Genomic DNA, 24,362 nt, shown 5'->3' with positions numbered 1-24,362 from the left:
GGTGCTTATGGAAGAGAAACACTCTTCGAAGCCTTGCCGTGTCAGCGAGGGGGCATTATAGAGATCGCGTTCACATTGGCAAGCTCTTTTTGGTATTTTTTTTGATTTTTAAGCTAAGCGAGCAAAAAAACATCAAAAGGGGCTAAAAACCATCTTTTTGTTACTCTTTTACCCGAAATTGAAGCGCGAAGTCTGTTACTTTTTTCCAGTTTGTGTATTCAACTTCTTTGCTTGTATCCGTTTCTCCACCAGTCATAGTCATAATCAGCTTTATCATAAAGCGATCGAACCAATTGTACCTGGGATAATACAAAGCGCCGGCAAACACACCGATTAATTCTGGCTTCCACGCTGATTGAATAAGAAAGCGCTGAACATAAGCATTTCCCTCTGGAGTATCTTTTCCTTGATCTTCTTTTCTTGCCGTGAGGTTAACGCAAAAAAATGCAGCTCGGCTATTTTCAAGCTCCAAGAGGTTTGTTTCAATGAACTGGTAGAGCTTTTTATTCAATCTTCCGTAACGAACTGAAGCACCGATCAAAACTTGTTCATACTGCGAAAAATCAACCCTATCTACAGTATGCAGATCGAACATTTCACATTCATCTTCCGGTAGAACTTTACTAATGTGATTAAAAATTTTTTTTGTTTGTCCTTCCCTAGAAGAGTACAGGAACAATATCTTTGCCATTTTAACCTCGTTAACTGCGCCAAAATGTTGGGGTTAATAATATCAGTAAGGTGAAAATTTCTAAGCGCCCGAAAAGCATGGATACAATAAGGACCCACTTTGCGGTATCGTTAATATCTGAAAAATGCACAGCAACATCACCTAAACCTGGTCCTAAATTATTTAAGGTTGCTGCAACAGCAGAGAATGAACTTAGCTCATCAATTCCCGTTGCCATAAGTGCCAACATACATACGACAAAAACTAAAGCGTAAGCAGAAAAAAAGCCCCAAACAGCATCTACAACTCGATGAGAGAGCGAACTCCCCCCCACTTTAACTATGTATACGGCCCTGGGGTGAACCAAACGCTTCAGTTCACGAGCTCCTTGTAGAGTAAGGAGTAAAATCCTGATGACTTTCATGCCTCCGCCCGTTGAACCAGCGCATCCACCAATAAAAGACGAAAACAGCAATAAAACAGGTAAGAACAATGGCCAATCAGCAAAACCCGTTGTAGTAAATCCAGCGGTGGTTGAAATAGACACGGTCTGGAACAACGCCTCATCAAAAGCAGAGTACAATGAATCATAAGTATGATGATTAAGCAGCACTAAGAAACAGATTAAAAACAGCACCAATTGTATAAATATAAAGGCTCTAAATTCCGGATCGCGCCAGTAATATTTGGGATGCACTCCCCCGGAAGCAAACGCTGCAAAGTGCAACGAATAATTACACGCAGAGATAAGAAGAAAAATCACTGTGATCAGGTTAATAGCGTAACTATCAAAATAACCTATGCTGGCATCATGAGTGGAAAAGCCACCAATCGCGATGGTCGAAAAACTGTGACTGATCGCATCAAATGGACTCATTCCAGCTAGCCAAAAAGCGGAAGCACAAGTGACCGTCAAACTGAGATAGATGTACCAAAGCGCCTTGGCTGTTTCTGCAATACGTGGTGTCATTTTAGAATCTTTAACTGGTCCCGGGATTTCTGCTCGATATAACTGCATGCCCCCAATGCCAAGTACAGGAAGAATGGCCACAGCTAGGACAATGATCCCCATTCCACCAAACCATTGTAGTATTTGCCGATAGAATAAAATCGCTTTGGGCATTTCATCTAACCCAACAATAACGGTCGCTCCAGTGGTCGTCAGGGCCGAAAATGATTCAAAAAAAGCATCGGTAATGGATACGTTGGGGTTATCTGCAATCAAAAATGGAATAGCCCCCGCACTACCCAATACAGTCCAAAACAAAACGACAATCAAAAAGCCGTCTCTAGACTTGAGTTCCTGCTTGCAACGACGATTTGGCCACCAACAGGCCGCACCACAAGCCAGTAAAACAAAAAACGTAGTAACGAAGGGTACCCCGGCACCATCTCTGTATATTAAAGCGACTAGCGCCGGCGCTAGCATCGCGAGACTAAATAATGCCAATAATAAGCCGACAATGCGGATGATCGATCGAAATTGCATGAGATAAATGAGCTGTGAAGCTTTGCTTCCTAATTATGGTTATTAATTGTCCAAGTGATTAATTTTCACTTTGGCGCCACTTTTATTTACAATAATCTGAGAGAAGCTTTCTACATAACGTTGCTCAATTTCCACAACCATTGAAACCCTCTCTTGGTAGTAAGTACTCACCTCAACACCTGAAAACTGCGACAATGATACCTGTACAACGGGAACCATAGCGTAATCGAGTTCAAGTGAAAGACGCGTCACTATCTTTTTTTCAAGCGTTAAAACCCCTTTAAGCGCCTGTTGAACACCACCACCATAAGCTTTCACTAGCCCACCCGTTCCAAGCCTAATTCCGCCATAGTAACGCGTCACAACAGCAGTAACCTCACCAATGCCAGAGCCCGATAACTGAGCCAATATAGGTTTTCCTGCTGTTCCTGATGGCTCTCCATCATCACTAAAACCAAATAGCATCGAGTCGCCAGGCCTGCCTGCCACAAATCCCCAGCAATGATGACGTGCACTTGGGTGTTCCCCTTTCACTCGCGATACAAAAGCTTTCGCCTGCTCTACACCATCAGTATGAGCAAGTTGTGTGATGAACAGACTTTTTTTTATCTCTTCTTCAAATGTATGTACTCTTGCTGGAATTAAGTATGGGAGGTTATTCATAACACACACTTTTTGCTAAACAGTCAACCAGTGTAGCATGAAGGTCAATTCAACGTCGCCCCAGATCTGTCCGAGCGCACAATGTTAAACACATGTTTAAAAAATGTATTGAATTTAACCACCAGCAAGTACAAACTAGAGCAACTGGTCAAACCAGAATTACAACTTACTTCCTTTTAGAGCGACTATTAGCAACGATAGACCATATGTCCGATTTTGGTCGCCGCTAAACACACAATCCAAGATTGTATGTCATGGAGATAGACAATGATTTACCAAGCCGAAACCCTACAGGTAAAGGAAATTCAAACTGGTATTGCTGAGCTGAGTTTCTGCTCACCCAACGCCGTTAATAAACTGGATCTAGCGACCCTAGAGTCTCTCGATAAAGCACTCGATGCATTGCTAGCCTCCCCATCCCTAAAAGGGCTGTTACTCACGTCAGACAAAGATGCTTTTATCGTTGGCGCAGATATTACCGAGTTTTTAGGCTTGTTTGCCAAACCCGAAGCACAATTGGACGAATGGCTAAAGTTTGCCAACAGTATTTTCAACAAACTGGAAGATCTTCCGGTTCCTACAGTATCTGTTCTGAAAGGACACACTTTAGGAGGTGGCTGCGAGTGCGTTCTGGCCACGGATTTTAGAATTGGCGATAAAACAACCAGCATTGGACTACCAGAGACCAAACTCGGCATTATGCCTGGTTTCGGTGGTTGTGTACGCTTACCCAGACTTGTCGGTGCTGATACTGCCATGGAAATCATCACCCAGGGTAAAGCATGTCGAGCAGAAGAGGCTTTGAACATTGGCTTAATCGATGCGATTGTCGATAATGATTCTCTCTACGAATCGGCAATAAAAACCCTTAATCAAGCCATAAACGAAAAAATTGACTGGCGATCTCGAAGAGCGCAAAAAACGTCACCATTAACCCTAAGTAAACTCGAAGCTATGATGAGCTTTACCATGGCAAAAGGTTTAGTCGCCCAAAAAGCAGGTCCGCATTATCCCGCCCCAATGACTGCCGTGTTAACCATCGAAGGCGGCGCCAAGCTTTCAAGAGATGAAGCACTGAACATCGAGCGCAATCATTTCATTAAGCTGGCAAAATCTGAAGAGGCGAAAGCACTGGTGGGCCTATTCCTTAATGACCAGTACATCAAAGGTATCGCCAAAAAGGCAGCAAAAGCAGCCAACAAAGACACCAAACGCGCAGCGGTACTCGGTGCTGGTATTATGGGGGGTGGTATTGCTTATCAATCAGCGCTTAAAGGCGTTCCTGTATTAATGAAGGATATTGCACAAGCGTCATTAGACCTTGGTATGAATGAAGCCTCAAAGCTTCTTAATAAACGCCTGTCACGAGGTCGAATTGATGGCTTTAAAATGGCAGGCATTCTTGCTTCCATTACACCAAGCCTCCACTATGCAGGAATAGAGGATACAGACGTCATCGTCGAAGCCGTCGTTGAAAATCCAAAAGTCAAAGCAGCCGTACTGAGCGAAGTTGAGCAACAAGTCAGTCAGGATACGGTCATCACCTCGAATACGTCAACCATACCAATTAACCATCTGGCAAAATCACTATCAAGGCCAGAAAATTTCTGTGGCATGCATTTTTTCAACCCAGTCCATCGAATGCCACTGGTTGAAATTATCCGTGGCGAACAAACTTCCCAAGAAACCATCAACCGTGTTGTGGCCTATGCCGCCAAAATGGGTAAGTCACCTATTGTCGTCAATGACTGCCCGGGGTTCTTTGTTAATCGTGTTCTCTTCCCTTACTTTGGCGGTTTTAGCATGCTATTACGTGATGGTGCTGACTTTACACAAATCGATAAAGTGATGGAACGCAAGTTTGGTTGGCCTATGGGCCCTGCTTACCTATTAGATGTAGTAGGTATTGATACTGCCCACCACGCCCAAGAAGTTATGGCGCAAGGCTTCCCTGAGAGGATGGGTAAACAAGATAAAGACGCAATTGATGCTTTATTTAGTGCCAATAAATATGGCCAAAAAAATGGCAGCGGTTTTTACAGCTATAGCGTCGATAAAAAAGGAAGACCCAAGAAAACCTTCAACGACGATGTGTTACCTTTACTTGCTGACGTATGCTCACAGGCAAAAGAGTTCGATGAGCAGAGTATTATACAGCGCACTATGATTCCAATGATCAATGAAGTCGTTCTTTGTCTTGAAGAAGGCATCATAGCGTCACCTCAAGAAGCAGATATGGCACTTATCTACGGCCTTGGCTTCCCTCCATTTAGGGGAGGTGTCTTCCGTTACTTGGATAGTATTGGGATTGCAGAATATGTGGCAATGGCCCAGCAATATAAGGAATTAGGCGCCATGTACCATGTTCCACAAATGTTGATTGATATGGCTGAAAGCGGTAAGACGTTTTATGGCGATCAGCAACTAGGTTCTATTTAAGGAGACTCACCAATGACTACCAATAATAGAAATGTTGTCGTTGTAGATTGTTTACGCACCCCTATGGGACGCTCGAAAGGTGGAGCTTTTCGCCATACACGAGCTGAAGATCTATCGGCACATTTGATGAAGGGACTACTCGCCAGAAACCCGCAAGTCAACCCAAATGAAATCGAAGATATTTATTGGGGCTGTGTGCAACAAACTCTCGAACAAGGTTTCAATGTTGCTCGTAATGCGGCACTGCTAGCGGGTTTACCTATAGAAATTGGCGCTGTCACAGTAAACCGCCTATGTGGCTCATCCATGCAAGCTCTACATGACGCCACTCGAGCCATCATGACAGGAGATGCTGAAATTTGCTTGATTGGTGGCGTCGAACACATGGGACACGTACCCATGACTCATGGAGTAGACTTTCATCCAGGTATGGCTAAAAATGTCGCCAAAGCCGCTGGTATGATGGGACTGACAGCCGAAATGCTGGGCAAATTACATGGTATTAGCAGAGAGCAACAAGATGAATTTGCTGCCCGCTCACACGCAAGGGCTCATGCAGCAACAGTAGAAGGTCGCTTTAAAAACGAGATTTTGCCAACAGAGGGACACGACTCAGACGGAACCTTGTTTACCCTAGAACACGATGAAGTAATTAGACCTGAAACCAATGTTGATGGCCTTTCTCAATTACGTCCAGTTTTTGACCCAGCTAATGGCACAGTCACTGCTGGTACATCCTCCGCACTATCAGACGGAGCCTCTGCCATGCTTATCATGAGCGAAGAAAAAGCCAAAGAGTTAGGTCTTAACATTCGCGCTAGGATCAGAGGTATGGCTATTGCAGGCTGCGATCCTTCGATCATGGGCTACGGTCCTGTCCCTGCCTCACAAAAAGCACTTAAACGCGCTGGACTGAACATAGAGGATATGGGTGTCATTGAGCTTAATGAAGCATTTGCTGCCCAATCTTTACCTTGTGCCAAAGACTTAGGTCTGCTTGAGGTGATGGACGAAAAAGTCAACCTTAATGGTGGCGCGATTGCGCTCGGACACCCTTTAGGCTGCTCGGGCTCACGTATTTCAACTACGCTGATCAACCTGATGGAAGCGAAAGATGCTAAATATGGATTAGCTACTATGTGTATCGGATTAGGTCAAGGAATTGCGACAGTCTTTGAAAGACCTTAATTCTTCCTCATCTATCAAAAAGCCAGCACTTGCTGGCTTTTTTAGGCTAGCCAATCTCGATGTAACTTCTGTGTATCCCCCAAATTATCGACCATCCACTCTATCAGTTTGCTATTGGACGTTCTTCTCCACACTAAACAGCATCGGCTGACTGGCTGAATCTCTGGTAAGTGCCTCTCTATTAATCCCCCCGAGTGCAGTAAATCCGCCACCATATGTCTTGGAGCGTAACCCACCCCCATTCCATTTTGTAGACATTCCAGTGCCGTATACCAATTGGGCAATAACAGACGCCGCTGGCTCAAGAAGTAACCTGAGTGCCTTTTCGGTAATTCAGTCGATGTATCATCAAGGCAAATAGCGGGAAACTGACAGACAAAGCTTTCACTGAGCTCACTCTGTAAAGCGCAGGGATGAGATGGAGACATAACGAAAGCCCAGTCGAGCAATCCCATATCACGTACCTCAAAATGACCACCGATCGGTATTGCAGACGTTGCGCCGATAACAATATCAGCGCGCTCTTGAGCGATAGCCTCCCATGAACCATTAAAAACTTCCATATTGACCTGAAGTTCCGCGAAGTCAAAAGTTTGATAAAAGCTCTCTATCAATGGCTTAAGGCTATCCAATCTCACCACATTATCCAGAGTCAGACGCAATGTTGTTTGCCAGCCCTGCGCCGCACGGCGAGTCTGAGCTTTAACCTCTTCCATCTGCCTGAGTAAACCTCGAGCCTCGGTAACAAAAATTTCACCAGCAGGCGTCAATTCCACTCTTCTTGGCAAGCGCCGAAATAAAACCACATCTAGCTCTTGCTCTATTTGACGAACACTATAGCTGATGGCTGATGGGACCTTATGAAGTAACGCCGCGGCTGCAGTAAAGCTACCCAGTCGTGCCACCGTATCAATAACCTCTAGAGAAGATTTTGAATACACCCAAAGACCTTTCAAATTTTTTGATTGATAACTACAAATTATACCGTTTTATTTATTACAAATCGAAAAATAGAATCAACACCAAGTAAAACCGGACTTAATCACTCTAAATATCGGTATTCCTTTACTAAAAAATTTAATGGATTATTCCCTATGTCAAAACTAAAACTCTTCTATCTGATCGCTTTATCTATGCTGGGCTTTGTTGCTACTGATATGTATTTGCCCGCATTTAAAGCCATGGAGAATGATTTTGTAACAGGTCCTGAGCCAATAGCGCTCTCATTAACCGTATTTCTGGTTGGTATGGCTGTTGGGCAGCTATTGTGGGGGCTGGCATCCGATCGCTTTGGGCTGCGCAATACCCTCGCAGTTGGACTATTCATTTTCGCCCTAGCATCATTGGGTCTGGTATGGAGTGGTCAGATCTGGCAACTGCTTGTGCTGAGATTTATTCAAGCTGTGGGAGTATGTGCTCCAGCAGTTATTTGGCAAGCGATGGTGATTAAGCGTCACTCATCTAATAGTCAGAGACTGTTTGCCACCATAATGCCACTGGTTGCCCTTTCACCTGCGCTAGCGCCTCAAGTGGGAGTGCTTCTTTTGGATTCGTTCGGCTGGCAGAGTATCTTCGTATTATTGACATTGATTGGTGTCATTTTATTACTCGCAACGTTGCAGCTTGATAAAGATAACGTAACGGTGCAGTCCAGCAACATATCTGCAGATATCAAATCCCTCATATCGTCAAAAGTCTATATGGGGAATGTGACTATGTTCGCTATGGCCTCTGCTGCCTTCTTTGCTTATTTGACAGGTATGCCAGAGATCATGGCTCAGCTAGGTTATAACGCAAAAGACATTGGTCTGAGCTTTATTCCTCAAACGATCGCATTTATGGTTGGAGGTATGGCAGGTAAGCATGCTGTGAGCCGATTTGGTGACAACAAAGTCCTCTGTGCACTGGTATTATTATTTAGTGTCTCTGCGATCTCCACTTTTATTACATGCCAAGTTTCCTTAGCTTCTATATGGCCGATACTGCTGCCTTTCTGTTTGCTAGCTGTTGCCAACGGAGCACTGTATCCTATCGTTGTGAATCGAGCGTTAGCAACTGCAAAACATTGCCCTGCCACAGGAGCTGGCTTACAAAATAGCTTGCAAATCTGTGTCAGCAGTATTTCTAGCGCTCTAGTTGCAGCCTATGCAAGTCAAGCCCAAACGATAACGGGTATCGCCATTTTAATTTGCCTATTGGGTTTGTGGATGGGTTATATAATGTCGAAAAAAGCAAGCACACCTCTATCAGAGCATGTTTAAGCCCCCAAAAGGGGCTTTTTTACAGACCTTTAATTCCCCATTTGATTGCCGTCTGTTTAAAGAAGCCCTGAGTCTTTTTCAACTCAATCCAATGGTTAACATAGTTAATCCATACTTGGTCATCTTGTGGCATCAACATCGCAATCGGTGTAGGCTTGCGTAGTTTTTGTACAGGAACCACAGCTAACTGTTTAAACTTAGCCACCAAAGTTGCTGCCTCAACATTGGACGTGACGGATACATCAGCTCTACGCGCCAGAAGTTCCTGAAAATCTCGTGCAGGAGCTTCAATGACAATATGCTGAGCCGATGGGAAAAAGCTTTTAACCATCTTTTCTTGAACGGTTCCTAGAGTCGCTGCAACTCTAACTTCTGGTTTATCAAAGTCACTCCAATCAGAAAAATTAGTAAGATCTTTCTTCTGTACTACGGGTACAAACGCGAGATAAAAGTATGCTTGACTATATCCAGCCACTTTCGCTCGCGACATGTTGAGTGACGCACTCCCCGAAATATCGTACTTATCAGCAGTAATACCGTTGACTAACGTCTTCCAGTCAGTCGCAACATACTCAACCTTAACCCCTAGGTCTTTAGCAAGCTCAGTAGTCACATCAATATCAAAACCTTTATAGCGATTTGTCGTGGGATCTTTCACCGACATTGGGTTCCAATCCCCGGTTGTTCCGACTCGCAAAACACCATTGTCTAAAATAGACTGTAGTCGACTCTGTGCGTGAGCTACCTGCATAATAGAAATTAAGCATAAGCCCAAAACAAATAATGATTTTCTCATTTTTATTCCTTTTATTATCATAGAGTGAGATATTGAGCTCTAATCATCAACAAGACCAATAACCTCGACATTAACATAGCAATATTTGACTTTTATTTAGTCATTTTGGAGAGTAAATGTGAACTACAAACATCTATGGCTTCTTTCTTTACTTTTCCTAACCGGTTGCAGCAACTATGAATGGGGCTGGTATGTTTTAGATCCTCGCCAAGAGCAAGGATTAGCGAACATGCTCTTTTTGCTCAAAGGCTTCAGCGATACAATTAAAATTTCACTTATTAGCATGCTATTCGCTATGCTGATCGGTCTACTAGTCGCCTTTCCAGCACTATCATCATCAGGCTTGATACGAGGAGTTAATCGAACCTATGTTGAGATCATCCGCTCCGTCCCAGTGCTTGTGCTGCTATTGTGGGTTTACTATGGGCTGCCCACGTTATTTGACGTTTCACTGAACCATTTTTGGGCTGGTGTGATTGCACTGAGTATTGCCGAAAGCGCGTTTATGGCCGAAGTGTTTCGAGGTGGTATTCAGGCTATACGCCGCGGTCAACATGAAGCTGCTCACTCTCTTGGTCTGGGCTATTGGCAAACTATGCGCCTCGTTATTTTACCTCAAGCCCTACGCCAAATCCTTCCACCATTAGGAAATCAGTTCGTTTACATATTAAAAATGAGCTCATTAGTGAGTGTCATAGGGCTAAGCGATCTAACAAGAAGAGCTAACGAATTGGTGGTCAATGAATATCTTCCATTAGAGATTTACACCTTTCTCGTCATCGAATATTTGGTGCTTATTTTGCTGGTATCACAAGCTGTTCGCTGGGTTGAAAAGCGAGTTGCTATTCCTAGTCATTAACTAAAAAGGCCACTTTAAGTGGCCTTTGCTGATAAAGCGCGTGTTATTTCTTTTTCACGGGTCGTTGCCAATTCGCAATCTTTCGTTCTTTGGCACGGGTAATCACAAGTTCACCCTCAGAGACATCATTGGTTAAGGTCGTTCCTGCACCTATCGTTGCACCGTTCGCTACAGTAACAGGCGCAACTAGCTGTGCATCAGAACCGACAAACACATCGTCTCCTATCACAGTTTTAAATTTGTTAGCACCATCGTAGTTACACGTTATAACACCAGCACCTACGTTAGTACGTTGGCCAACTTCAGCATCACCGAGGTAAGTTAAATGATTAGCTTTTGAGCCTTCACCAATACGGGTATTTTTTACTTCAACAAAATTGCCAACATGAGCATCATTCTTTAGTTCAGTGCCTGGGCGTAACCTTGTGAAGGGCCCTACGGTGCATTTCTCACCAAGGGTGGCTCCTTCAATAATGCTGTATGGCCGAATTAAGGTATTGTCATCTATCTCACAATCCTTTAATACACACCCTGCTCCCACCTTGACATTGTCACCGAGTGTCACACTTCCCTCAATCACCACATTTACGTCAATCTCACAATCGATACCACATTGCAATGTTCCTCGTAGATCAAAACGTGCTGGGTCAATAAGCATTACTCCTTGTTGAAGTAACGTAGCGGCTTGAGTTTGCTGAAACTCACGCTCCAACCTAGCCAGTTGAACTCGATCGTTCACGCCTTCAACTTCGATGGGGTTTTCAGGATGAACAGCCTCAATATTGCGGCCTTCATGGTGGGCAGCTGCAATAACATCTGTTAGGTAATACTCACCTTGGGCATTATCATTATCAAGCGCAGCCAACCAACGTTTAAGATCGTTTCCATTTGCAACCATCACGCCTGTATTGATTTCACAAATCGATTTTTGTTCTTGAGATGCGTCTTTTTGCTCAACAATCGCGACCACAGAGCCATTATGACGAACAATGCGTCCGTACCCTGAAGGATCGTCCAAAATCACAGTTAAAAGAGCAATTCCATTTTCTGGCTGAGCGTTTAAAAGACGATCTAAGGTTACTTGGCTTATTAGAGGAACATCCCCATATAAAATCAGCACCTTGTCACTATCATTGAAATGAGTAGCCGCTTGATTGACCGCATGGCCAGTACCTAATTGCTCAGCTTGAACCACCCAGTTCACAGACTCTTGTGCAAGCTCAGCTTTCATTTGCTCGCCACCATGCCCATAAACTAAGTGAATGCTATCAGCACCAATATCATAGCAAGTATCAATGACATGCTTAACCATAGGTTTCCCAGCAAGAGTGTGTAAAACCTTAGGCTTTTGGGAATGCATACGGGTACCTTTTCCCGCAGCAAGAATTACCGCACTAAATGTCATTAAAATACCTATTTAAATCCGAATAAAAATCGTCGATATTCTAGACATAAATAGACCAAAAGTTAATGCTAATTCTCTATTTTATCCCTCTAATAACGCAAAAAGGCGACCCTAAGGCCGCCTTTTGAGCACAACATCGAATTAACGACGATGCTTTGTTAGCTCAATCACTCGTAGCTGAGCAATGGCTTTAGCCAGTTCACTGGCCGCTTGAGCAAAGTCCATATCGCCATGCTGATTTTGGATCTTCTCCTCAGCACGACGTTTCGCTTCCTCTGCCTTGGCTGCGTCAAGCTCTTCAGCACGGATAGCAGTATCAGCCAGCACAGTTGCTGAACCGGGCTGAACCTCTACCATACCACCAGAAATGTAAACAATTTCTTCGTGGCCGTGCTGCTTAACAATACGCACCATACCAGGCTTAATAGCGGTCAGCAGCGGTGTGTGACCATGGAAAATACCAAGTTCACCCTCGCTACCGGTCACCTGAAACGTTTCTACTAGACCAGAAAAGATTCTCTTTTCTGCACTAACAACGTCTAGGTGAAAGGTTATTGCTGCCATATCGCCTCCTAGTTAGCCTTATAGCTTCTTCGCATTCTCAATAGCATCGTCAATTGCACCGCAGTACATGAACGCTTGCTCAGGAACGTCGTCATAGTCGCCAGCTAACAAGCCTTTAAAGCCACGCAGTGTTTCTTTTAGAGGTACATAAACACCTGGGTCACCAGTAAATACCTCTGCTACGTGGTAAGGCTGAGTCAAGAAACGCTCAATCTTACGTGCTCGAGATACGACTTGCTTATCTTCTTCAGAAAGCTCATCCATACCCAAGATAGCAATGATGTCTTTCAGCTCTTTATAACGCTGAAGCGTTTGCTGCACACCACGTGCAATATCGTAATGCTCTTGACCAACAACCAAAGGATCTAACTGACGAGAAGTAGAATCCAGAGGGTCAATCGCAGGGTAAAGACCCATGGCTGCGATATTACGGTTCAGTACAACCGTTGCATCTAAGTGAGCAAATGTGGTTGCTGGTGATGGGTCAGTCAAGTCATCTGCGGGAACGTAAACCGCCTGAACAGAGGTGATAGAACCTTGCTTAGTTGACGTAATTCGCTCCTGTAGAACACCCATTTCTTCAGCTAGAGTAGGCTGATAACCTACCGCTGAAGGCATACGACCAAGCAACGCTGAAACCTCTGTACCAGCCAACGTGTAGCGGTAGATGTTATCAACGAACAGAAGTACGTCACGACCTTCGTCACGGAAACGCTCAGCCATCGTTAGTCCTGTAAGTGCTACGCGAAGACGGTTTCCTGGTGGCTCATTCATCTGGCCATAAACCATCGCTACTTTTGATTCTTCAGGGTTTTCAACGTTTACAACGCCCGCTTCCTGCATCTCAAAGTAGAAGTCATTACCTTCACGAGTACGCTCACCAACACCAGCAAATACCGATAGACCTGAGTGCTGTAATGCAATGTTGTTGATAAGTTCCATCATGTTAACGGTCTTACCTACACCTGCACCACCGAATAGACCAATTTTACCACCTTTAGCGAATGGACAAACTAGGTCGATTACTTTAACACCCGTTTCTAAAAGTGCTGTTTCATTTGACTGCTCTTCATAGCTTGGTGCTTCACGGTGAATAGAGTAAGACTCCTCCGCACCGATTTCACCACGCTCATCAATCGCGTCACCCAAGACGTTCATGATACGCCCTAGCGTCTTAGTACCAACTGGCACTGAAATTGGAGCGCCTGTATTTACAACTTCTACTCCACGACGTAAACCATCAGAGCTTCCCATTACGATACAACGAACTACGCCACCGCCTAGCTGTTGCTGAACCTCAAGAACAAGACGTTCTTTTGCTTCAGTTACGTTAAGAGCATCGTACACACTTGGCACTGAACTCTGTGGGAACTCTACGTCGACTACCGCACCAATGATCTGTACGATCTTACCTGTAGCCATCGTTAATCCTCTAAACTATTTCGTTTAACCTATGCTTAAACCGCAGCTGCACCACCAACAATCTCAGAGAGCTCTTGTGTAATTGCTGCTTGACGCGCTTTGTTATACACAAGTTCTAAATCTTCGATTAAGTTAGTTGCATTATCTGTTGCAGCCTTCATTGCAATCATTCGGGCAGCTTGCTCACAAGCTAAGTTTTCTACCACACCCTGATAAACCTGAGATTCCACATAACGCACAAGAAGTGTGTCAAGCAGAGGCTTAGGCTCTGGTTCATAGATGTAGTCCCATGAATGCTGACGCTGCATCTCTTCGCTGTCTGATTTAGGCAAAGGAAGCAATTGATCGATCGTTGGCTCTTGAACCATGGTGTTTACAAATTTATTAAACACTACATACAAACGGTCCAATTCACCTTCATCATACTTTCTCAACATAACGCTCACAGAGCCAATCAAGTCTTCCAGACTTGGGCTATCGCCCAAACCAGACACTTGAGCGGCTACTGTTGCGCCACTGTTGTTAAAAAATGCTGTCGCTTTCGCGCCGACAACGGCAAGCTCAACTTCAGCACCTTTCTCTTTCCAAGCCTTCATATCTAGGATGGCTTTCTTGAACACATTGATGTTCAGACCACCACATAAGCCTCGGTCGGTAGAAACTATGATGTAACCAACTCGTTTCGCTTCACGCTCCTCTAAGTACGGATGACGGTACTCTAGATTCGCGTTCGCTACGTGACCGATCACTTTACGCATGGTTTCAGCGTATGGACGAGAAGCTTGCATTGCGTCCTGCGAGCGACGCATTTTTGAAGCTGCTACCATTTCCATCGCTTTCGTAATTTTCTGCGTGCTTTTAACACTACCGATTTTATTACGTATCTCTTTTGCGCCGGCCATCGTTACTCTCCATTAGTTGGTGGCAATTCTTGCCACCGACCTATTACCAAGTTTGGGTTGCCACAAAGTCATCAGCTAGCTTCTTGAGCTGAGCTTCAACTTCATTGTTATATGCACCCGTCTTGTCGATCTCAGCTGCAAAATCAGCATATTGACTACGAGCATACGATAGTAGAGCCGCTTCAAAATCTAGCAGTTTGTTGAGCGCAACATCCGCCAAGTAACCACGCTCAGCCGCAAAGATAACCAAAGCTTGATCAAAAACAGACATTGGAGCGTACTGTTTCTGTTTCATTAGCTCTGTCACTTTTTGACCATGGTCTAGCTGCTTCTTGGTTGCTTCATCAAGATCTGATGAGAACTGAGCAAACGCAGCAAGTTCACGGTATTGAGCAAGCGCGGTACGGATACCACCAGACAGCTTCTTAATGATTTTCGTCTGAGCAGAACCACCTACACGAGAAACTGAGATACCTGGGTCAACAGCAGGACGAACACCCGCATTGAACAGTTCAGTTTGAAGGAAGATCTGGCCATCAGTAATCGAGATTACGTTGGTCGGAACGAACGCTGAAACATCACCAGCTTGGGTCTCAATGATAGGTAATGCAGTCAAAGAACCCGTTTTACCTTTCACTTCACCATTAGTGAATTTCTCTACGTAGTCTTCGCTCACTCGAGCTGCACGCTCAAGAAGACGAGAGTGGAGGTAGAATACATCACCTGGGAATGCTTCACGGCCTGGTGGACGCTTAAGAAGTAGAGAGATCTGACGGTAAGCTACAGCCTGCTTAGATAAGTCATCATAAACAATCAGTGCATCTTCGCCGCGATCGCGGAAGTATTCACCCATCGCACAACCTGCGTATGGCGCTAAATATTGTAGCGCTGCAGATTCAGAAGCTGAAGCCACGACGACAATAGTATTTGCCAATGCGCCATGCTCTTCCAACTTGCGAACTACGTTGGCAATAGTCGATGCTTTTTGACCAATCGCAACATAGATAGAGAAAATACCTGAATCTTTTTGGTTAATAATTGCATCGATCGCCATTGCTGTTTTACCAGTCTGACGGTCACCAATCACAAGCTCACGCTGACCACGACCGATTGGGATCATTGAGTCAACGGATTTATAACCAGTTTGTACAGGCTGATCAACCGATTTACGATCGATTACGCCTGGTGCAATTACTTCAACAGGCGAGGTCATTTTTGCAGCAATAGGACCTTTGCCATCGATAGGCTCACCAAGCGTGTTAACCACACGACCCAGCATTTCAGGACCAACTGGTACTTCAAGGATACGACCTGTACCTGTAACTTTCATGCCTTCCTTAAGGTCAGCATATGGGCCCATTACCACGGCACCAACCGAGTCACGCTCAAGGTTAAGTGCTAGTGCATAACGGCTACCCGGTAATTCAATCATTTCACCTTGCATCACGTCTGCTAGACCGTGGATGCGGATGATACCATCGCTTACCGATACGATAGTACCTTCATTACGAGCTTCACTAACCACATCAAATGACTCGATGCGTTGTTTGATCAGATCGCTAATTTCAGTGGAATTAAGTTGCATGCTCCAATCCCCATTAAGACTGCAGTGCATCGCTCAGGCGGTTCAAACGACCACGTGCTGAGTTATCGATGACTAAGTCTCCGGCTCGAATTATAACCCCACCAAGTAGGGTCTCATCTACGCTGCAATTCAGCTTTACTTTGCGTTCTAGACGCTGCTCAAGTTTTCCGCCGATATTTGCCAGTTGCTCTTGCGAAAGTTCGCCTGCGGAAATCACATCCACATCGACTTCTTTCTCATGCTCTTTTTTAAGGGCAAAGAACTGCTCACAAACATCAGGAAGGGCCACCAAGCGGCCATTCTCAGCCATTACCTTAATCAGGTTCTGACCATAAGAATCAACTTGATCGCCACAAACAGCCACAAAGACTTCGACTAATTTCTCAGCAGAAACAGAGCCTGTTAAGAGCTCTTTCATTTGTGTGTTTTTGGCAACTTCAGCAGCAAAAGACAACATTTGACCCCATTGGTCGAGTTGGCTTTTTTCTACTGCAAAGTCAAAAGCTGCTTTAGCATAGGGGCGTGCGATTGTAGTCAAATCAGACATGTGCGCCCCCAGACTTAAAGTTTTGCAGTAATGTTGTCGAGAATATCTTTCTGAGCGTCTTTATCAATTGAACGCTCTAAGATTTTCTCAGCACCAGCTACAGCCAGAGTTGCAACTTGTTTACGCAGTTCATCGCGTGCACGGTTGCGCTCAGCTTCAATCTCAGCTTCAGCTTGTGTAAGAATGTTCTGACGTTCTGTCTGAGCTTCTTCACGTGCCTCATCTATGATTTGTGCCTTACGTTTATTCGCTTGATCGATGATCTCAGTTGCTGTGCGCTTCGCTTCTTTCAACTGATCAGAAGCGTTGGCTTGTGCTAGATCTAAGTCTTTTGCTGCTCGCTCAGCGGCTTGAAGACCATCAGCAATTTTCTTCTGACGTTCTTCAATTGCTTGCATAATTGGCGGCCACACGTATTTCATGCAGAACCACACAAAAAGTGCGAACGATATTGCTTGACCTAGCAGAGTTGCGTTCATATCCACAACAGCTACCCCTTCTATTTGGACTGTATGTTAATCAAAGACAAACTTCAGTTTGTCCACAATTTAAAAGAGATTAACCTAGTTGACCAACGAATGGGTTCGCGAATGTGAACAGAAGCGCGATTACGATACCGATCATTGGAACCGCGTCAAGTAGACCGGCAATGATAAACATCTTAACTTGTAGCATAGGAGCCATTTCTGGTTGACGTGCAGCACCTTCAAGGAATTTACCACCTAGAAGTGCGAAACCAATCGCTGTACCAAGAGAAGCAAGACCGACGATAAGACCTACGGCGATTGCAGAAAAGCTCAGTAAAGTTTCCATTACTATCTCCAATTTATAGTTGTTGGCTAGTTAGTGCCCAAATAAAAAAGCTTAAAAAATTAATGATCACTCTCTTCGTGTGCCATAGATAGATAGACAATTGTCAACATCATAAACACGAAGGCTTGAATCGTAATAACCAAGATATGGAAGATTGCCCAAGGTAGGGAACCCATCCATTGCAAGTACCATGGTAGCATTGCTGCACAAAGAATGAATACAACCTCACCTGCAAACATATTACCAAATAAACGCATACCAAGTGATAGTGGCTTCGCAAGCAACGAAACAACCTCAATCAGTAGGTTAAATGGAATCATGATTGGGTGATTAAATGGGTGTAACGCCAATTCTTTTGCAAACCCACCCAGACCTTTCACTTTAATGCTGTAGTAAATCATTAGAGCAAAAACGCCTAGAGCCATAGCCATGGTGATATTTACATCGGCCGAAGGTACAACCTTAAGATAAGGAATACCAAGCCATTCTTGTGCTGAGTATGGTAAGAAATCGACCGGAACTAAGTCCATCAAGTTCATTAAAAATACCCAACAAAAGATAGTCAGTGCAAGAGGTGCAATCAGTGGGTTGCGTCCATGAAACGTGTCTTTGACGTTTTCCGCGACAAATTCAACGATTATTTCCACAAAACACTGAAGCTTACCTGGTACACCTGCTGTTGTTTTCTTTGCTACCTTGTAAAAGATCCCGAGGAAAATTAAACCAGTAAACCAAGAAAAAAACAGGCTATCGATATGTACTGTCCAGAACGTAGCGCCACCCTGATGCAAACCCAACTCATAAGTGGAAAGGTTTGTTAAGTGGTGTGCAATGTATCCGGACGACGTTAGCGCTTCACCTGGCGCAGCCATAACTCATCCTATTTTTTGTTGTTAATGAATAGCACTGGCGCAAAGATATTAATACCCAGAGCCAGCAAATAGGTTAGCTTAAGGGGAACAAGTTCCACCTGCATATACACGTAGGCAACGGTAAACAAAGCTACCGTGATGAGGATTTTAAGCGCTTCACCTGTATAGAAAGAGACCGTAATCTTCTTAGCAGAACGTGCTCCACTATACATAAAAGCACACAACGCAAACACGGCATTGGCTACCACAAAAATACCACCACCGACGAGCGCTGAAAGCCCCCAATCAACATTCACAGCAAGTGCCATGATTGCCGCCAAAAATGTAACTGCGCCAAACTGGATCATCAACAATTGCTTTGCAAGCATTCGTCCTGGTCTAGCTAACGCAGCTACCATGTATTCGTACCTCTAGTAAAATCCACAGCTTTTCTACCTCAGGGCTGGGAAATTGGCGAAAATTATACGGTGAGCCCAACTGAATGCAATTAAAACACCGTAAAAAGTTACAATTTTGTTTACAAACCGACAACTTCCGCACAAAAATTCGTTTTTTACATAAATTGTTCGAGATTGATTATCTCATCTAGGCCTCTAGCTTGGCAACTAGTTGCTCGAATTTGTGAGGTTCATCAAGACTAATCGTAATTTTTGACTTGCCATTGTCCGAACGAACAATCGCAACCTTAGCTCCAAGCATTGAGCTCAATTTCTCCGAGATTTCTTGCGCTTCAGCGTCATTAGTCTCATTTTTTGTCTCAGATTGAGGCTGAAGGCATTTTTTGACAAGCTGCTCGGTTTGACGAACCGTCATACGCTTCTTAGCAACCAGCTCTGCGATATCGACCTGCTGCTCTCCTTCAAGGGCAAGCAAGGCTCTCGCATGTCCCATATCAATCATTTTTTCCGAAAGCAGGTATTTAACGTCCATTTCAAGCTGGTTCAGCCGCAACAGATTGGTCACCGTTGCTCTTGACTTACCAATGACCTCAGCGACTTGTTGATGTGTCAACTCAAATTCTTCCTGCAAACGCTCAAGGGCGAGCGCCTCTTCGATCACATTGAGATCTTCTCGTTGGATATTTTCGATCAATGCCATCGCGATCGCAGCACGATCTTCAACATTTTTTATGACACAAGGTACCTGTTTTAGGCCTGCTTTTCGCGCCGCTCTCCAACGCCGTTCCCCGGCGATGATTTCAAATTTATCGTTCTCAACCTGACGAACCACGATTGGCTGGATAATGCCCTGTGATTCAATTGAGGCCGCCAGTTCTTCTAGAGCCTCAGGTTCCATATCTTTCCTTGGCTGATACATGCCAGGTTTGAGGCTATTAATGTTGACGTCGGTCAATTGACCGTCGGATGACAATTCTTGGCTGTGTAGCGCACTTTGCTGCTTTTCACGCGCCAATGAACTGGTTGAAAGTAGAGCATCTAGCCCTTTACCCAAACCACGTTTAGACATAACACGGAATTCCTTAGGTTACCTGTTTTATGCGGGAAGCTCTTCACGACGTAACATTTCACCAGCCAATGCTAAATAAGCCTTGGCACCTGCCGAGTATTTATCGTAATACATAGCGGGCTTTCCATGACTTGGAGCTTCAGCAAGACGTACATTACGTGGAATCACAGTGCGATAGACTTTGTTACCAAAGTGCTTTTTCAGCTGGTCCGACACTTCATTAGAGAGGCGATTTCTTGGATCATACATGGTTCTTAAAAGCCCCTCGATCTTAAGGTTCTCATTTACCACAGCAGCAAGTTTACTGATGGTGTCCATTAATGCGGTTAACCCCTCTAACGCAAAATACTCACATTGCATAGGCACAAGTACTGAATCAGCCGCAGCCATCGCATTGATGGTCAGTAGGTTAAGCGAGGGTGGGCAGTCAATGAAAACAAAATCGTAATAATTACGAACATCAGACAGAGCTTGCTTGAGCCGAACTTCTCGAGCAAAGACTTCCATAAGTTTGATTTCTGCCGCAGTCACATCACCATTAGCAGCAATCAAATCATAATTACCCGATGTCTTGCGGCAAACTACCTCATCAAATGGCACATCTTCAACCAAGAGATCGTAAGCGGTTGCATCAATCTGGTACTTGTCGACACCGCTCGCCATGGTAGCATTGCCTTGCGGATCTAAATCTATCACCAAAACCTTACGCTTAGTGGCCGCCATCGAGGCTGCTAAGTTAATGCATGTTGTTGTTTTTCCAACCCCACCTTTCTGGTTGGCGATTGCTACGATTTTTCCCACAATGAACCTCGCTATTATCCCCTTCGCGATAAGACTACTAGATGCCGTTCACCTTCCAATTCAGGAACATGTAAAGATTTGATACTAGTCACAGAACACCAACTCGGTAATTGTTCCACCTCATCGTCAGGTCTTTGTCCTTTTAACGCAATAAATCGACCAATGCCGTCTTTTGGTAAATGCTGACACCACTCTACCATATCTGTCATTGAAGCAAACGCTCTGCTGAGTACGCCATCAAATTTATCATTTGTTTGGTACTCTTCAACTCGACTTTGAACAGGCGTCACATTTTTTATATCAAGCTCGTGGATAACTTGCTTAATAAAGCGAACTCGTTTGCCTAAGCTGTCTAGCAGTACAAACTCCTTATTCGGTTGCATAATGGCAAGAGGAATACCAGGTAAACCAGGGCCGGTACCGACATCAATAAATCGATCGCCTTCAAGATATTCACTTACAACAATACTGTCCATTATGTGCTTGATAACCATTTCACTCGGTTTCCTTACCGACGTTAAGTTGTAGGCCTTGTTCCATTTATCAAGCAGACTTACATAACCAAGTAACTTTTCTTTCTGAATCGTTGAAACCTCAAGGTTCGTTTGATCGATGAGATCGTCAAGCAATTGAGATAGGGTGCTCATACGACTTCCTCACCTTTTTTCAGCATTCCTTGTTTTTTCAGATGCACCAACAAAATAGAGATAGCAGCTGGTGTAACGCCGGAAATACGAGAAGCAATCCCCAACGACTCAGGCTTTGATTCGTTTAGCTTAGAGACAACTTCATTGGAAAGTCCTTTTACAAGCTGATAATCAAAATCTAGCGGTAACTTGGTGTGTTCATGACGCAGTGATTTCTCAATCTCATCTTGTTGGCGCTTAATATAGCCTTCATATTTGACCTGAATTTCAACTTGCTCTGCAGCTTGTTGGTCTTCTAATGCTGGTGAAAATGCTGCTAGTTTTGTTAACTGAAGATAATTTAATTCCGGTCTGCGCAGTAAATCCTCTCCGCTAGCCTCTCGAACCATAGGAGACTTAAGATACTGATTTAAATCAGCAATACCCTCTGATTTAGGGTTCATCCAAATATTTTTTAAACGTTGGCGCTCTAACTCAATATTTTCAATTTTTTGATTAAAGCGTTGCCAACGCTCATCATCGACCAGGCCTAATTCTCTTGCCTGTTCAGTTAGACGGATATCAGCGTTGTCCTCACGCAGCAGCAATCGATACTCGGCTCTTGAGGTGAACATTCTATATGGCTCTTTGGTACCCATTGTCGACAAATCATCAATTAAAACACCCATATAGGCTTGATCTCGTCTTGGATTCCATCCTTCTTTGCCTTGACTGTATAAACTTGCGTTGAGTCCAGCCATTAGACCCTGTGCAGCGGCCTCTTCATACCCTGTCGTTCCATTAATTTGTCCGGCAAAAAATAAGCCTTGAATAAATTTAGTCTCGTAAGTTTGCTTGAGATCTCGAGGATCAAAGAAATCATACTCGATCGCGTAGCCTGGACGGACAATATGTGCATTTTCAAATCCCTTCATGGAACGAACGATGTCGACTTGGACATCAAAAGGAAGACTCGTTGAAATACCATTTGGGTACAACTCGTGTGTATCGAGACCTTCCGGTTCAATAAATATTTGATGGCTACTTTTATCGGCGAAACGCATGACTTTGTCCTCGATCGAAGGACAATAACGTGGACCAATTCCCTCAATAACGCCTGCGTACATCGGACTTCTGTCGAGGTTGTTGCGAATAACGTCGTGTGTCGCTTCATTGGTATGAGTAATAAAGCATGGTATTTGCCTAGGATGCTGAGCACGATGGCCTAAAAATGAAAAGACCGGTGCAGGATCGTCACCATGCTGAACTTCGAGTCCAGAAAAGTCGACACTCCGAGCATCAATACGCGGCGGAGTTCCTGTTTTTAATCGATCAACTCGAAAAGGTAACTCTCGTAAACGATCAGCGAGAGCAATGGATGGGGGATCACCTGCTCGACCACCGGATGAACTCTCCATACCAATGTGAATCTTACCACCAAGGAAGGTTCCAACAGTGAGCACCACCGATTGAGCAAAAAATTTCAACCCCATTTGAGTAATAACACCAATGACACGATCTTGCTCAACAATAAGATCATCTACAGACTGTTGGAATAAGGTTAAATTGGCCGCATTCTCTAATGCATGGCGAATATAGGCCTTATACAAAGCTCGATCTGCTTGGGCTCGCGTTGCGCGTACTGCAGGCCCTTTCGATGCGTTCAGTGTTCGAAATTGTATACCTGAATGATCGATGGCTTTAGCCATTATCCCCCCCATAGCATCGACTTCTTTGACCAGATGACCTTTGCCTATACCACCTATCGCAGGGTTACAGGACATTTGGCCCAATGTATCAATATTGTGTGTCAGCAATAAGGTTTTCTGCCCTGTACGGGCAGAGGCAAGTGCGGCTTCCGTTCCAGCATGGCCACCGCCAACTACGATGACATCAAATTTTTCGTGATAAAGCATCAACCGACCTCAAAATACCATGGGAGATTTGAACAGATAAAAAGATCACTATTCTACCTGCTTTCAGCGTCAGTTGAAATCATTTTGCTCTTTTTCATGTTCGTCGTCAGATCTAATGAATTTTATGATCTTTATATATGATCTTTTATTAGATCTACTATTAGGATCCCCCTTTTCTGTGGATAACAAAGAAATGATCAACAAGATCATGGATCTTTAATAGATCATATCATGTGATCTTGTCTTGATCAGATCGAGGATTAGCTGGGATCAAAATAGCTAGTTATACACAGGCGAATGAGAGTTAAAAAGTTATTATCTGGATAACTATAGCTTAATCACCGGATACTTCTTGACTTATACACAGGCAAAAATTGATTTTTTGTAATTATTTTCAATAAATAAAGGAGGGAGTTATACACATTTGATTTGGAAAAGATAAAAGCGTGGCCGGATATGGGCCACGTTTGGCAGAGTTTAGAAGAGGTGAATATGATCTTTTAGCCAGATCTCTGCTGCTTCTTCAGGAACATCATGATCGAGAACATCGATTTTCAGGCAGTCTGTTATGGCGGTAGCGCCTATGTCTTCCAACAGGTGGAAAGCATGTTGGCCTGCAGCACAGAACGTATCGTAGCTCGAGTCACCTATGGCAATCGTAGCGAATTTTACTCGTGCCATATTGGGAGGAGTATTTTGTAAGTCATTAATAAAAGGCTGTATATTATCAGGGTATTCACCAGCACCATGTGTTGAGGTAATGATCAACCATGTACCAGATGCCTCTATCTCAGATAGTTCAGGCTGATTATGAATTTTTGTCTCGAAGCCTTTTTCAATAAGTAGATCGCTCAGGTGATCACCGACATATTCAGCGCCCCCTAATGTACTGCCTGTGATAATTTGAATCATAGTTCTGTCCTTTCTAATCGTACTTGACAGTGATAGTAACAGGGTTGATCACTCTGAGCTATGTTAGGGCTTAGATCGATGAGCGTAGAATAAGAATTTCCCTTTTTAATAAAGGTATAAACAAATTTACACATTGTTGTTTTATTGTAATACCGTATTCAATCG

25 protein-coding genes are annotated in these 24,362 nt (G+C 44.0%); 5 read left to right on the top strand and 20 right to left on the bottom strand.

Annotated features, from left to right (window positions below):
* Positions 1-160: 160 nt before the first annotated feature.
* The 3 genes from hemG to RH40_RS05275 are packed head-to-tail and all read right to left on the bottom strand — an operon-like array spanning position 161 to position 2,822.
* Positions 161-691 carry a menaquinone-dependent protoporphyrinogen IX dehydrogenase gene (gene hemG, locus RH40_RS05285; RefSeq protein ID WP_009600354.1) on the bottom strand — a complete coding sequence of 177 codons (531 nt, stop codon included), beginning with the start codon at positions 689-691 and terminating at the stop codon, positions 161-163.
* Between the two features lie 10 nt (positions 692-701).
* The gene (locus tag RH40_RS05280; protein ID WP_009600353.1) at positions 702-2,159 is read right to left on the bottom strand and encodes a TrkH family potassium uptake protein; all 1,458 of its coding nucleotides are present in this window, start codon (positions 2,157-2,159) and stop codon (positions 702-704) included.
* Positions 2,160-2,201: 42 nt separating this feature from the next.
* Entirely contained in the window at positions 2,202-2,822 is a 621-nt protein-coding gene (locus RH40_RS05275; RefSeq protein ID WP_009600352.1) for a YigZ family protein, read from the bottom strand.
* 92 nt (positions 2,823-2,914) lie between these two features.
* Between RH40_RS05275 and RH40_RS20790 the strand changes: the two genes are divergently transcribed.
* Genes RH40_RS20790 through fadA form a run of 3 tightly spaced genes read left to right on the top strand, consistent with a single transcriptional unit; the run spans position 2,915 to position 6,449 of the window.
* Complete coding sequence (locus tag RH40_RS20790; RefSeq protein ID WP_158091819.1) at positions 2,915-3,052, top strand: hypothetical protein; 138 nt, start codon at positions 2,915-2,917, stop codon at positions 3,050-3,052.
* Positions 3,053-3,089: 37 nt separating this feature from the next.
* Positions 3,090-5,261, top strand: coding sequence for a fatty acid oxidation complex subunit alpha FadB (gene fadB, locus RH40_RS05270; RefSeq protein ID WP_009600351.1), 2,172 nt, complete (start codon positions 3,090-3,092; stop codon positions 5,259-5,261).
* A 12-nt stretch (positions 5,262-5,273) separates the two neighbouring features.
* Entirely contained in the window at positions 5,274-6,449 is a 1,176-nt protein-coding gene (gene fadA, locus RH40_RS05265; RefSeq protein ID WP_009600350.1) for an acetyl-CoA C-acyltransferase FadA, read from the top strand.
* Positions 6,450-6,490: 41 nt separating this feature from the next.
* Here fadA and punR read toward each other — a convergent pair whose 3' ends face one another.
* Positions 6,491-7,390, bottom strand: coding sequence for a DNA-binding transcriptional activator PunR (gene punR, locus RH40_RS05260; RefSeq protein WP_009600349.1), 900 nt, complete (start codon positions 7,388-7,390; stop codon positions 6,491-6,493).
* Between the two features lie 153 nt (positions 7,391-7,543).
* Here punR and punC point away from each other — a divergent pair, with 153 nt between their 5' ends.
* On the top strand, positions 7,544-8,710 hold the full coding sequence (punC, locus tag RH40_RS05255; protein ID WP_009600348.1) for a purine nucleoside transporter PunC: 1,167 nt from the start codon (positions 7,544-7,546) through the stop codon (positions 8,708-8,710).
* Between the two features lie 19 nt (positions 8,711-8,729).
* On the opposite strand, the gene RH40_RS05250 is transcribed toward punC, so the two are convergent.
* Positions 8,730-9,506: a transporter substrate-binding domain-containing protein gene (locus RH40_RS05250; RefSeq protein WP_009600347.1), complete on the bottom strand. Its 777-nt coding sequence runs from the start codon at positions 9,504-9,506 to the stop codon at positions 8,730-8,732.
* A gap of 118 nt (positions 9,507-9,624) precedes the next feature.
* Here RH40_RS05250 and RH40_RS05245 point away from each other — a divergent pair, with 118 nt between their 5' ends.
* Positions 9,625-10,365 carry an amino acid ABC transporter permease gene (locus RH40_RS05245; RefSeq protein WP_009600346.1) on the top strand — a complete coding sequence of 247 codons (741 nt, stop codon included), beginning with the start codon at positions 9,625-9,627 and terminating at the stop codon, positions 10,363-10,365.
* 43 nt (positions 10,366-10,408) lie between these two features.
* On the opposite strand, the gene glmU is transcribed toward RH40_RS05245, so the two are convergent.
* From glmU to mioC, 15 genes are all read right to left on the bottom strand, one after another.
* Positions 10,409-11,770 carry a bifunctional UDP-N-acetylglucosamine diphosphorylase/glucosamine-1-phosphate N-acetyltransferase GlmU gene (glmU, locus tag RH40_RS05240; protein WP_009600345.1) on the bottom strand — a complete coding sequence of 454 codons (1,362 nt, stop codon included), beginning with the start codon at positions 11,768-11,770 and terminating at the stop codon, positions 10,409-10,411.
* A 141-nt stretch (positions 11,771-11,911) separates the two neighbouring features.
* Complete coding sequence (locus RH40_RS05235; protein ID WP_009600344.1) at positions 11,912-12,334, bottom strand: F0F1 ATP synthase subunit epsilon; 423 nt, start codon at positions 12,332-12,334, stop codon at positions 11,912-11,914.
* An 18-nt stretch (positions 12,335-12,352) separates the two neighbouring features.
* On the bottom strand, positions 12,353-13,756 hold the full coding sequence (gene atpD, locus RH40_RS05230; RefSeq protein WP_009600343.1) for a F0F1 ATP synthase subunit beta: 1,404 nt from the start codon (positions 13,754-13,756) through the stop codon (positions 12,353-12,355).
* 35 nt (positions 13,757-13,791) lie between these two features.
* Entirely contained in the window at positions 13,792-14,658 is an 867-nt protein-coding gene (atpG, locus tag RH40_RS05225; protein WP_009600341.1) for a F0F1 ATP synthase subunit gamma, read from the bottom strand.
* A 43-nt stretch (positions 14,659-14,701) separates the two neighbouring features.
* The gene (gene atpA / locus RH40_RS05220; RefSeq protein WP_009600340.1) at positions 14,702-16,243 is read right to left on the bottom strand and encodes a F0F1 ATP synthase subunit alpha; all 1,542 of its coding nucleotides are present in this window, start codon (positions 16,241-16,243) and stop codon (positions 14,702-14,704) included.
* A gap of 13 nt (positions 16,244-16,256) precedes the next feature.
* Positions 16,257-16,790, bottom strand: a complete 534-nt coding sequence (gene atpH, locus RH40_RS05215; RefSeq protein WP_009600338.1) for a F0F1 ATP synthase subunit delta — start codon at positions 16,788-16,790, stop codon at positions 16,257-16,259.
* A 14-nt stretch (positions 16,791-16,804) separates the two neighbouring features.
* Positions 16,805-17,275 (bottom strand): F0F1 ATP synthase subunit B, encoded by a 471-nt coding sequence (gene atpF, locus RH40_RS05210; protein ID WP_009600337.1) that lies wholly within the window; start codon positions 17,273-17,275, stop codon positions 16,805-16,807.
* A 73-nt stretch (positions 17,276-17,348) separates the two neighbouring features.
* Entirely contained in the window at positions 17,349-17,603 is a 255-nt protein-coding gene (gene atpE, locus RH40_RS05205; protein WP_006957448.1) for a F0F1 ATP synthase subunit C, read from the bottom strand.
* Positions 17,604-17,662: 59 nt separating this feature from the next.
* Entirely contained in the window at positions 17,663-18,475 is an 813-nt protein-coding gene (gene atpB, locus RH40_RS05200) for a F0F1 ATP synthase subunit A (RefSeq protein ID WP_009600332.1), read from the bottom strand.
* An 8-nt stretch (positions 18,476-18,483) separates the two neighbouring features.
* Complete coding sequence (locus RH40_RS05195) at positions 18,484-18,873, bottom strand: F0F1 ATP synthase subunit I (RefSeq protein WP_009600330.1); 390 nt, start codon at positions 18,871-18,873, stop codon at positions 18,484-18,486.
* 187 nt (positions 18,874-19,060) lie between these two features.
* Positions 19,061-19,942 carry a ParB/RepB/Spo0J family partition protein gene (locus RH40_RS05190; RefSeq protein WP_009600328.1) on the bottom strand — a complete coding sequence of 294 codons (882 nt, stop codon included), beginning with the start codon at positions 19,940-19,942 and terminating at the stop codon, positions 19,061-19,063.
* A gap of 27 nt (positions 19,943-19,969) precedes the next feature.
* Positions 19,970-20,743 carry a ParA family protein gene (locus RH40_RS05185; protein WP_009600326.1) on the bottom strand — a complete coding sequence of 258 codons (774 nt, stop codon included), beginning with the start codon at positions 20,741-20,743 and terminating at the stop codon, positions 19,970-19,972.
* A 14-nt stretch (positions 20,744-20,757) separates the two neighbouring features.
* A complete protein-coding gene (gene rsmG, locus RH40_RS05180) occupies positions 20,758-21,390 on the bottom strand; it encodes a 16S rRNA (guanine(527)-N(7))-methyltransferase RsmG (RefSeq protein WP_009600324.1) in 633 nt (210 codons plus the stop codon).
* Positions 21,387-23,285, bottom strand: a complete 1,899-nt coding sequence (gene mnmG / locus RH40_RS05175) for a tRNA uridine-5-carboxymethylaminomethyl(34) synthesis enzyme MnmG (protein WP_009600323.1) — start codon at positions 23,283-23,285, stop codon at positions 21,387-21,389. The genes rsmG and mnmG overlap by 4 nt, the downstream gene beginning before the upstream one ends.
* A 477-nt stretch (positions 23,286-23,762) precedes the next feature.
* Positions 23,763-24,197, bottom strand: coding sequence for an FMN-binding protein MioC (gene mioC / locus RH40_RS05170; protein WP_009600322.1), 435 nt, complete (start codon positions 24,195-24,197; stop codon positions 23,763-23,765).
* Between the last annotated feature and the right edge of the window lie 165 nt (positions 24,198-24,362).

The organism is Vibrio caribbeanicus ATCC BAA-2122 (assembly GCF_000165125.1).
Classification (GTDB): domain Bacteria; phylum Pseudomonadota; class Gammaproteobacteria; order Enterobacterales; family Vibrionaceae; genus Vibrio; species Vibrio caribbeanicus.
Note: the sequence above shows the minus strand (reverse complement) of the source record. Positions and strands in the feature narration are given on the sequence as shown.

Bases quoted from the DNA above. Each gene is read 5' to 3' on its own strand.
- hemG (WP_009600354.1), bottom strand. From the start codon at position 691: ATGGCAAAGATATTGTTCCTGTACTCTTCTAGGGAAGGACAAACAAAA.
- RH40_RS05280 (WP_009600353.1), bottom strand. From the start codon at position 2,159: ATGCAATTTCGATCGATCATCCGCATTGTCGGCTTATTATTGGCATTA.
- RH40_RS05275 (WP_009600352.1), bottom strand. From the start codon at position 2,822: ATGAATAACCTCCCATACTTAATTCCAGCAAGAGTACATACATTTGAA.
- RH40_RS20790 (WP_158091819.1), top strand. From the start codon at position 2,915: ATGTTTAAAAAATGTATTGAATTTAACCACCAGCAAGTACAAACTAGA.
- fadB (WP_009600351.1), top strand. From the start codon at position 3,090: ATGATTTACCAAGCCGAAACCCTACAGGTAAAGGAAATTCAAACTGGT.
- fadA (WP_009600350.1), top strand. From the start codon at position 5,274: ATGACTACCAATAATAGAAATGTTGTCGTTGTAGATTGTTTACGCACC.
- punC (WP_009600348.1), top strand. From the start codon at position 7,544: ATGTCAAAACTAAAACTCTTCTATCTGATCGCTTTATCTATGCTGGGC.
- RH40_RS05250 (WP_009600347.1), bottom strand. From the start codon at position 9,506: ATGAGAAAATCATTATTTGTTTTGGGCTTATGCTTAATTTCTATTATG.
- glmU (WP_009600345.1), bottom strand. From the start codon at position 11,770: ATGACATTTAGTGCGGTAATTCTTGCTGCGGGAAAAGGTACCCGTATG.
- RH40_RS05235 (WP_009600344.1), bottom strand. From the start codon at position 12,334: ATGGCAGCAATAACCTTTCACCTAGACGTTGTTAGTGCAGAAAAGAGA.
- atpD (WP_009600343.1), bottom strand. From the start codon at position 13,756: ATGGCTACAGGTAAGATCGTACAGATCATTGGTGCGGTAGTCGACGTA.
- atpG (WP_009600341.1), bottom strand. From the start codon at position 14,658: ATGGCCGGCGCAAAAGAGATACGTAATAAAATCGGTAGTGTTAAAAGC.
- atpA (WP_009600340.1), bottom strand. From the start codon at position 16,243: ATGCAACTTAATTCCACTGAAATTAGCGATCTGATCAAACAACGCATC.
- atpH (WP_009600338.1), bottom strand. From the start codon at position 16,790: ATGTCTGATTTGACTACAATCGCACGCCCCTATGCTAAAGCAGCTTTT.
- atpE (WP_006957448.1), bottom strand. From the start codon at position 17,603: ATGGAAACTTTACTGAGCTTTTCTGCAATCGCCGTAGGTCTTATCGTC.
- atpB (WP_009600332.1), bottom strand. From the start codon at position 18,475: ATGGCTGCGCCAGGTGAAGCGCTAACGTCGTCCGGATACATTGCACAC.
- RH40_RS05195 (WP_009600330.1), bottom strand. From the start codon at position 18,873: ATGGTAGCTGCGTTAGCTAGACCAGGACGAATGCTTGCAAAGCAATTG.
- RH40_RS05190 (WP_009600328.1), bottom strand. From the start codon at position 19,942: ATGTCTAAACGTGGTTTGGGTAAAGGGCTAGATGCTCTACTTTCAACC.
- rsmG (WP_009600324.1), bottom strand. From the start codon at position 21,390: ATGAGCACCCTATCTCAATTGCTTGACGATCTCATCGATCAAACGAAC.
- mnmG (WP_009600323.1), bottom strand. From the start codon at position 23,285: ATGCTTTATCACGAAAAATTTGATGTCATCGTAGTTGGCGGTGGCCAT.
- mioC (WP_009600322.1), bottom strand. From the start codon at position 24,197: ATGATTCAAATTATCACAGGCAGTACATTAGGGGGCGCTGAATATGTC.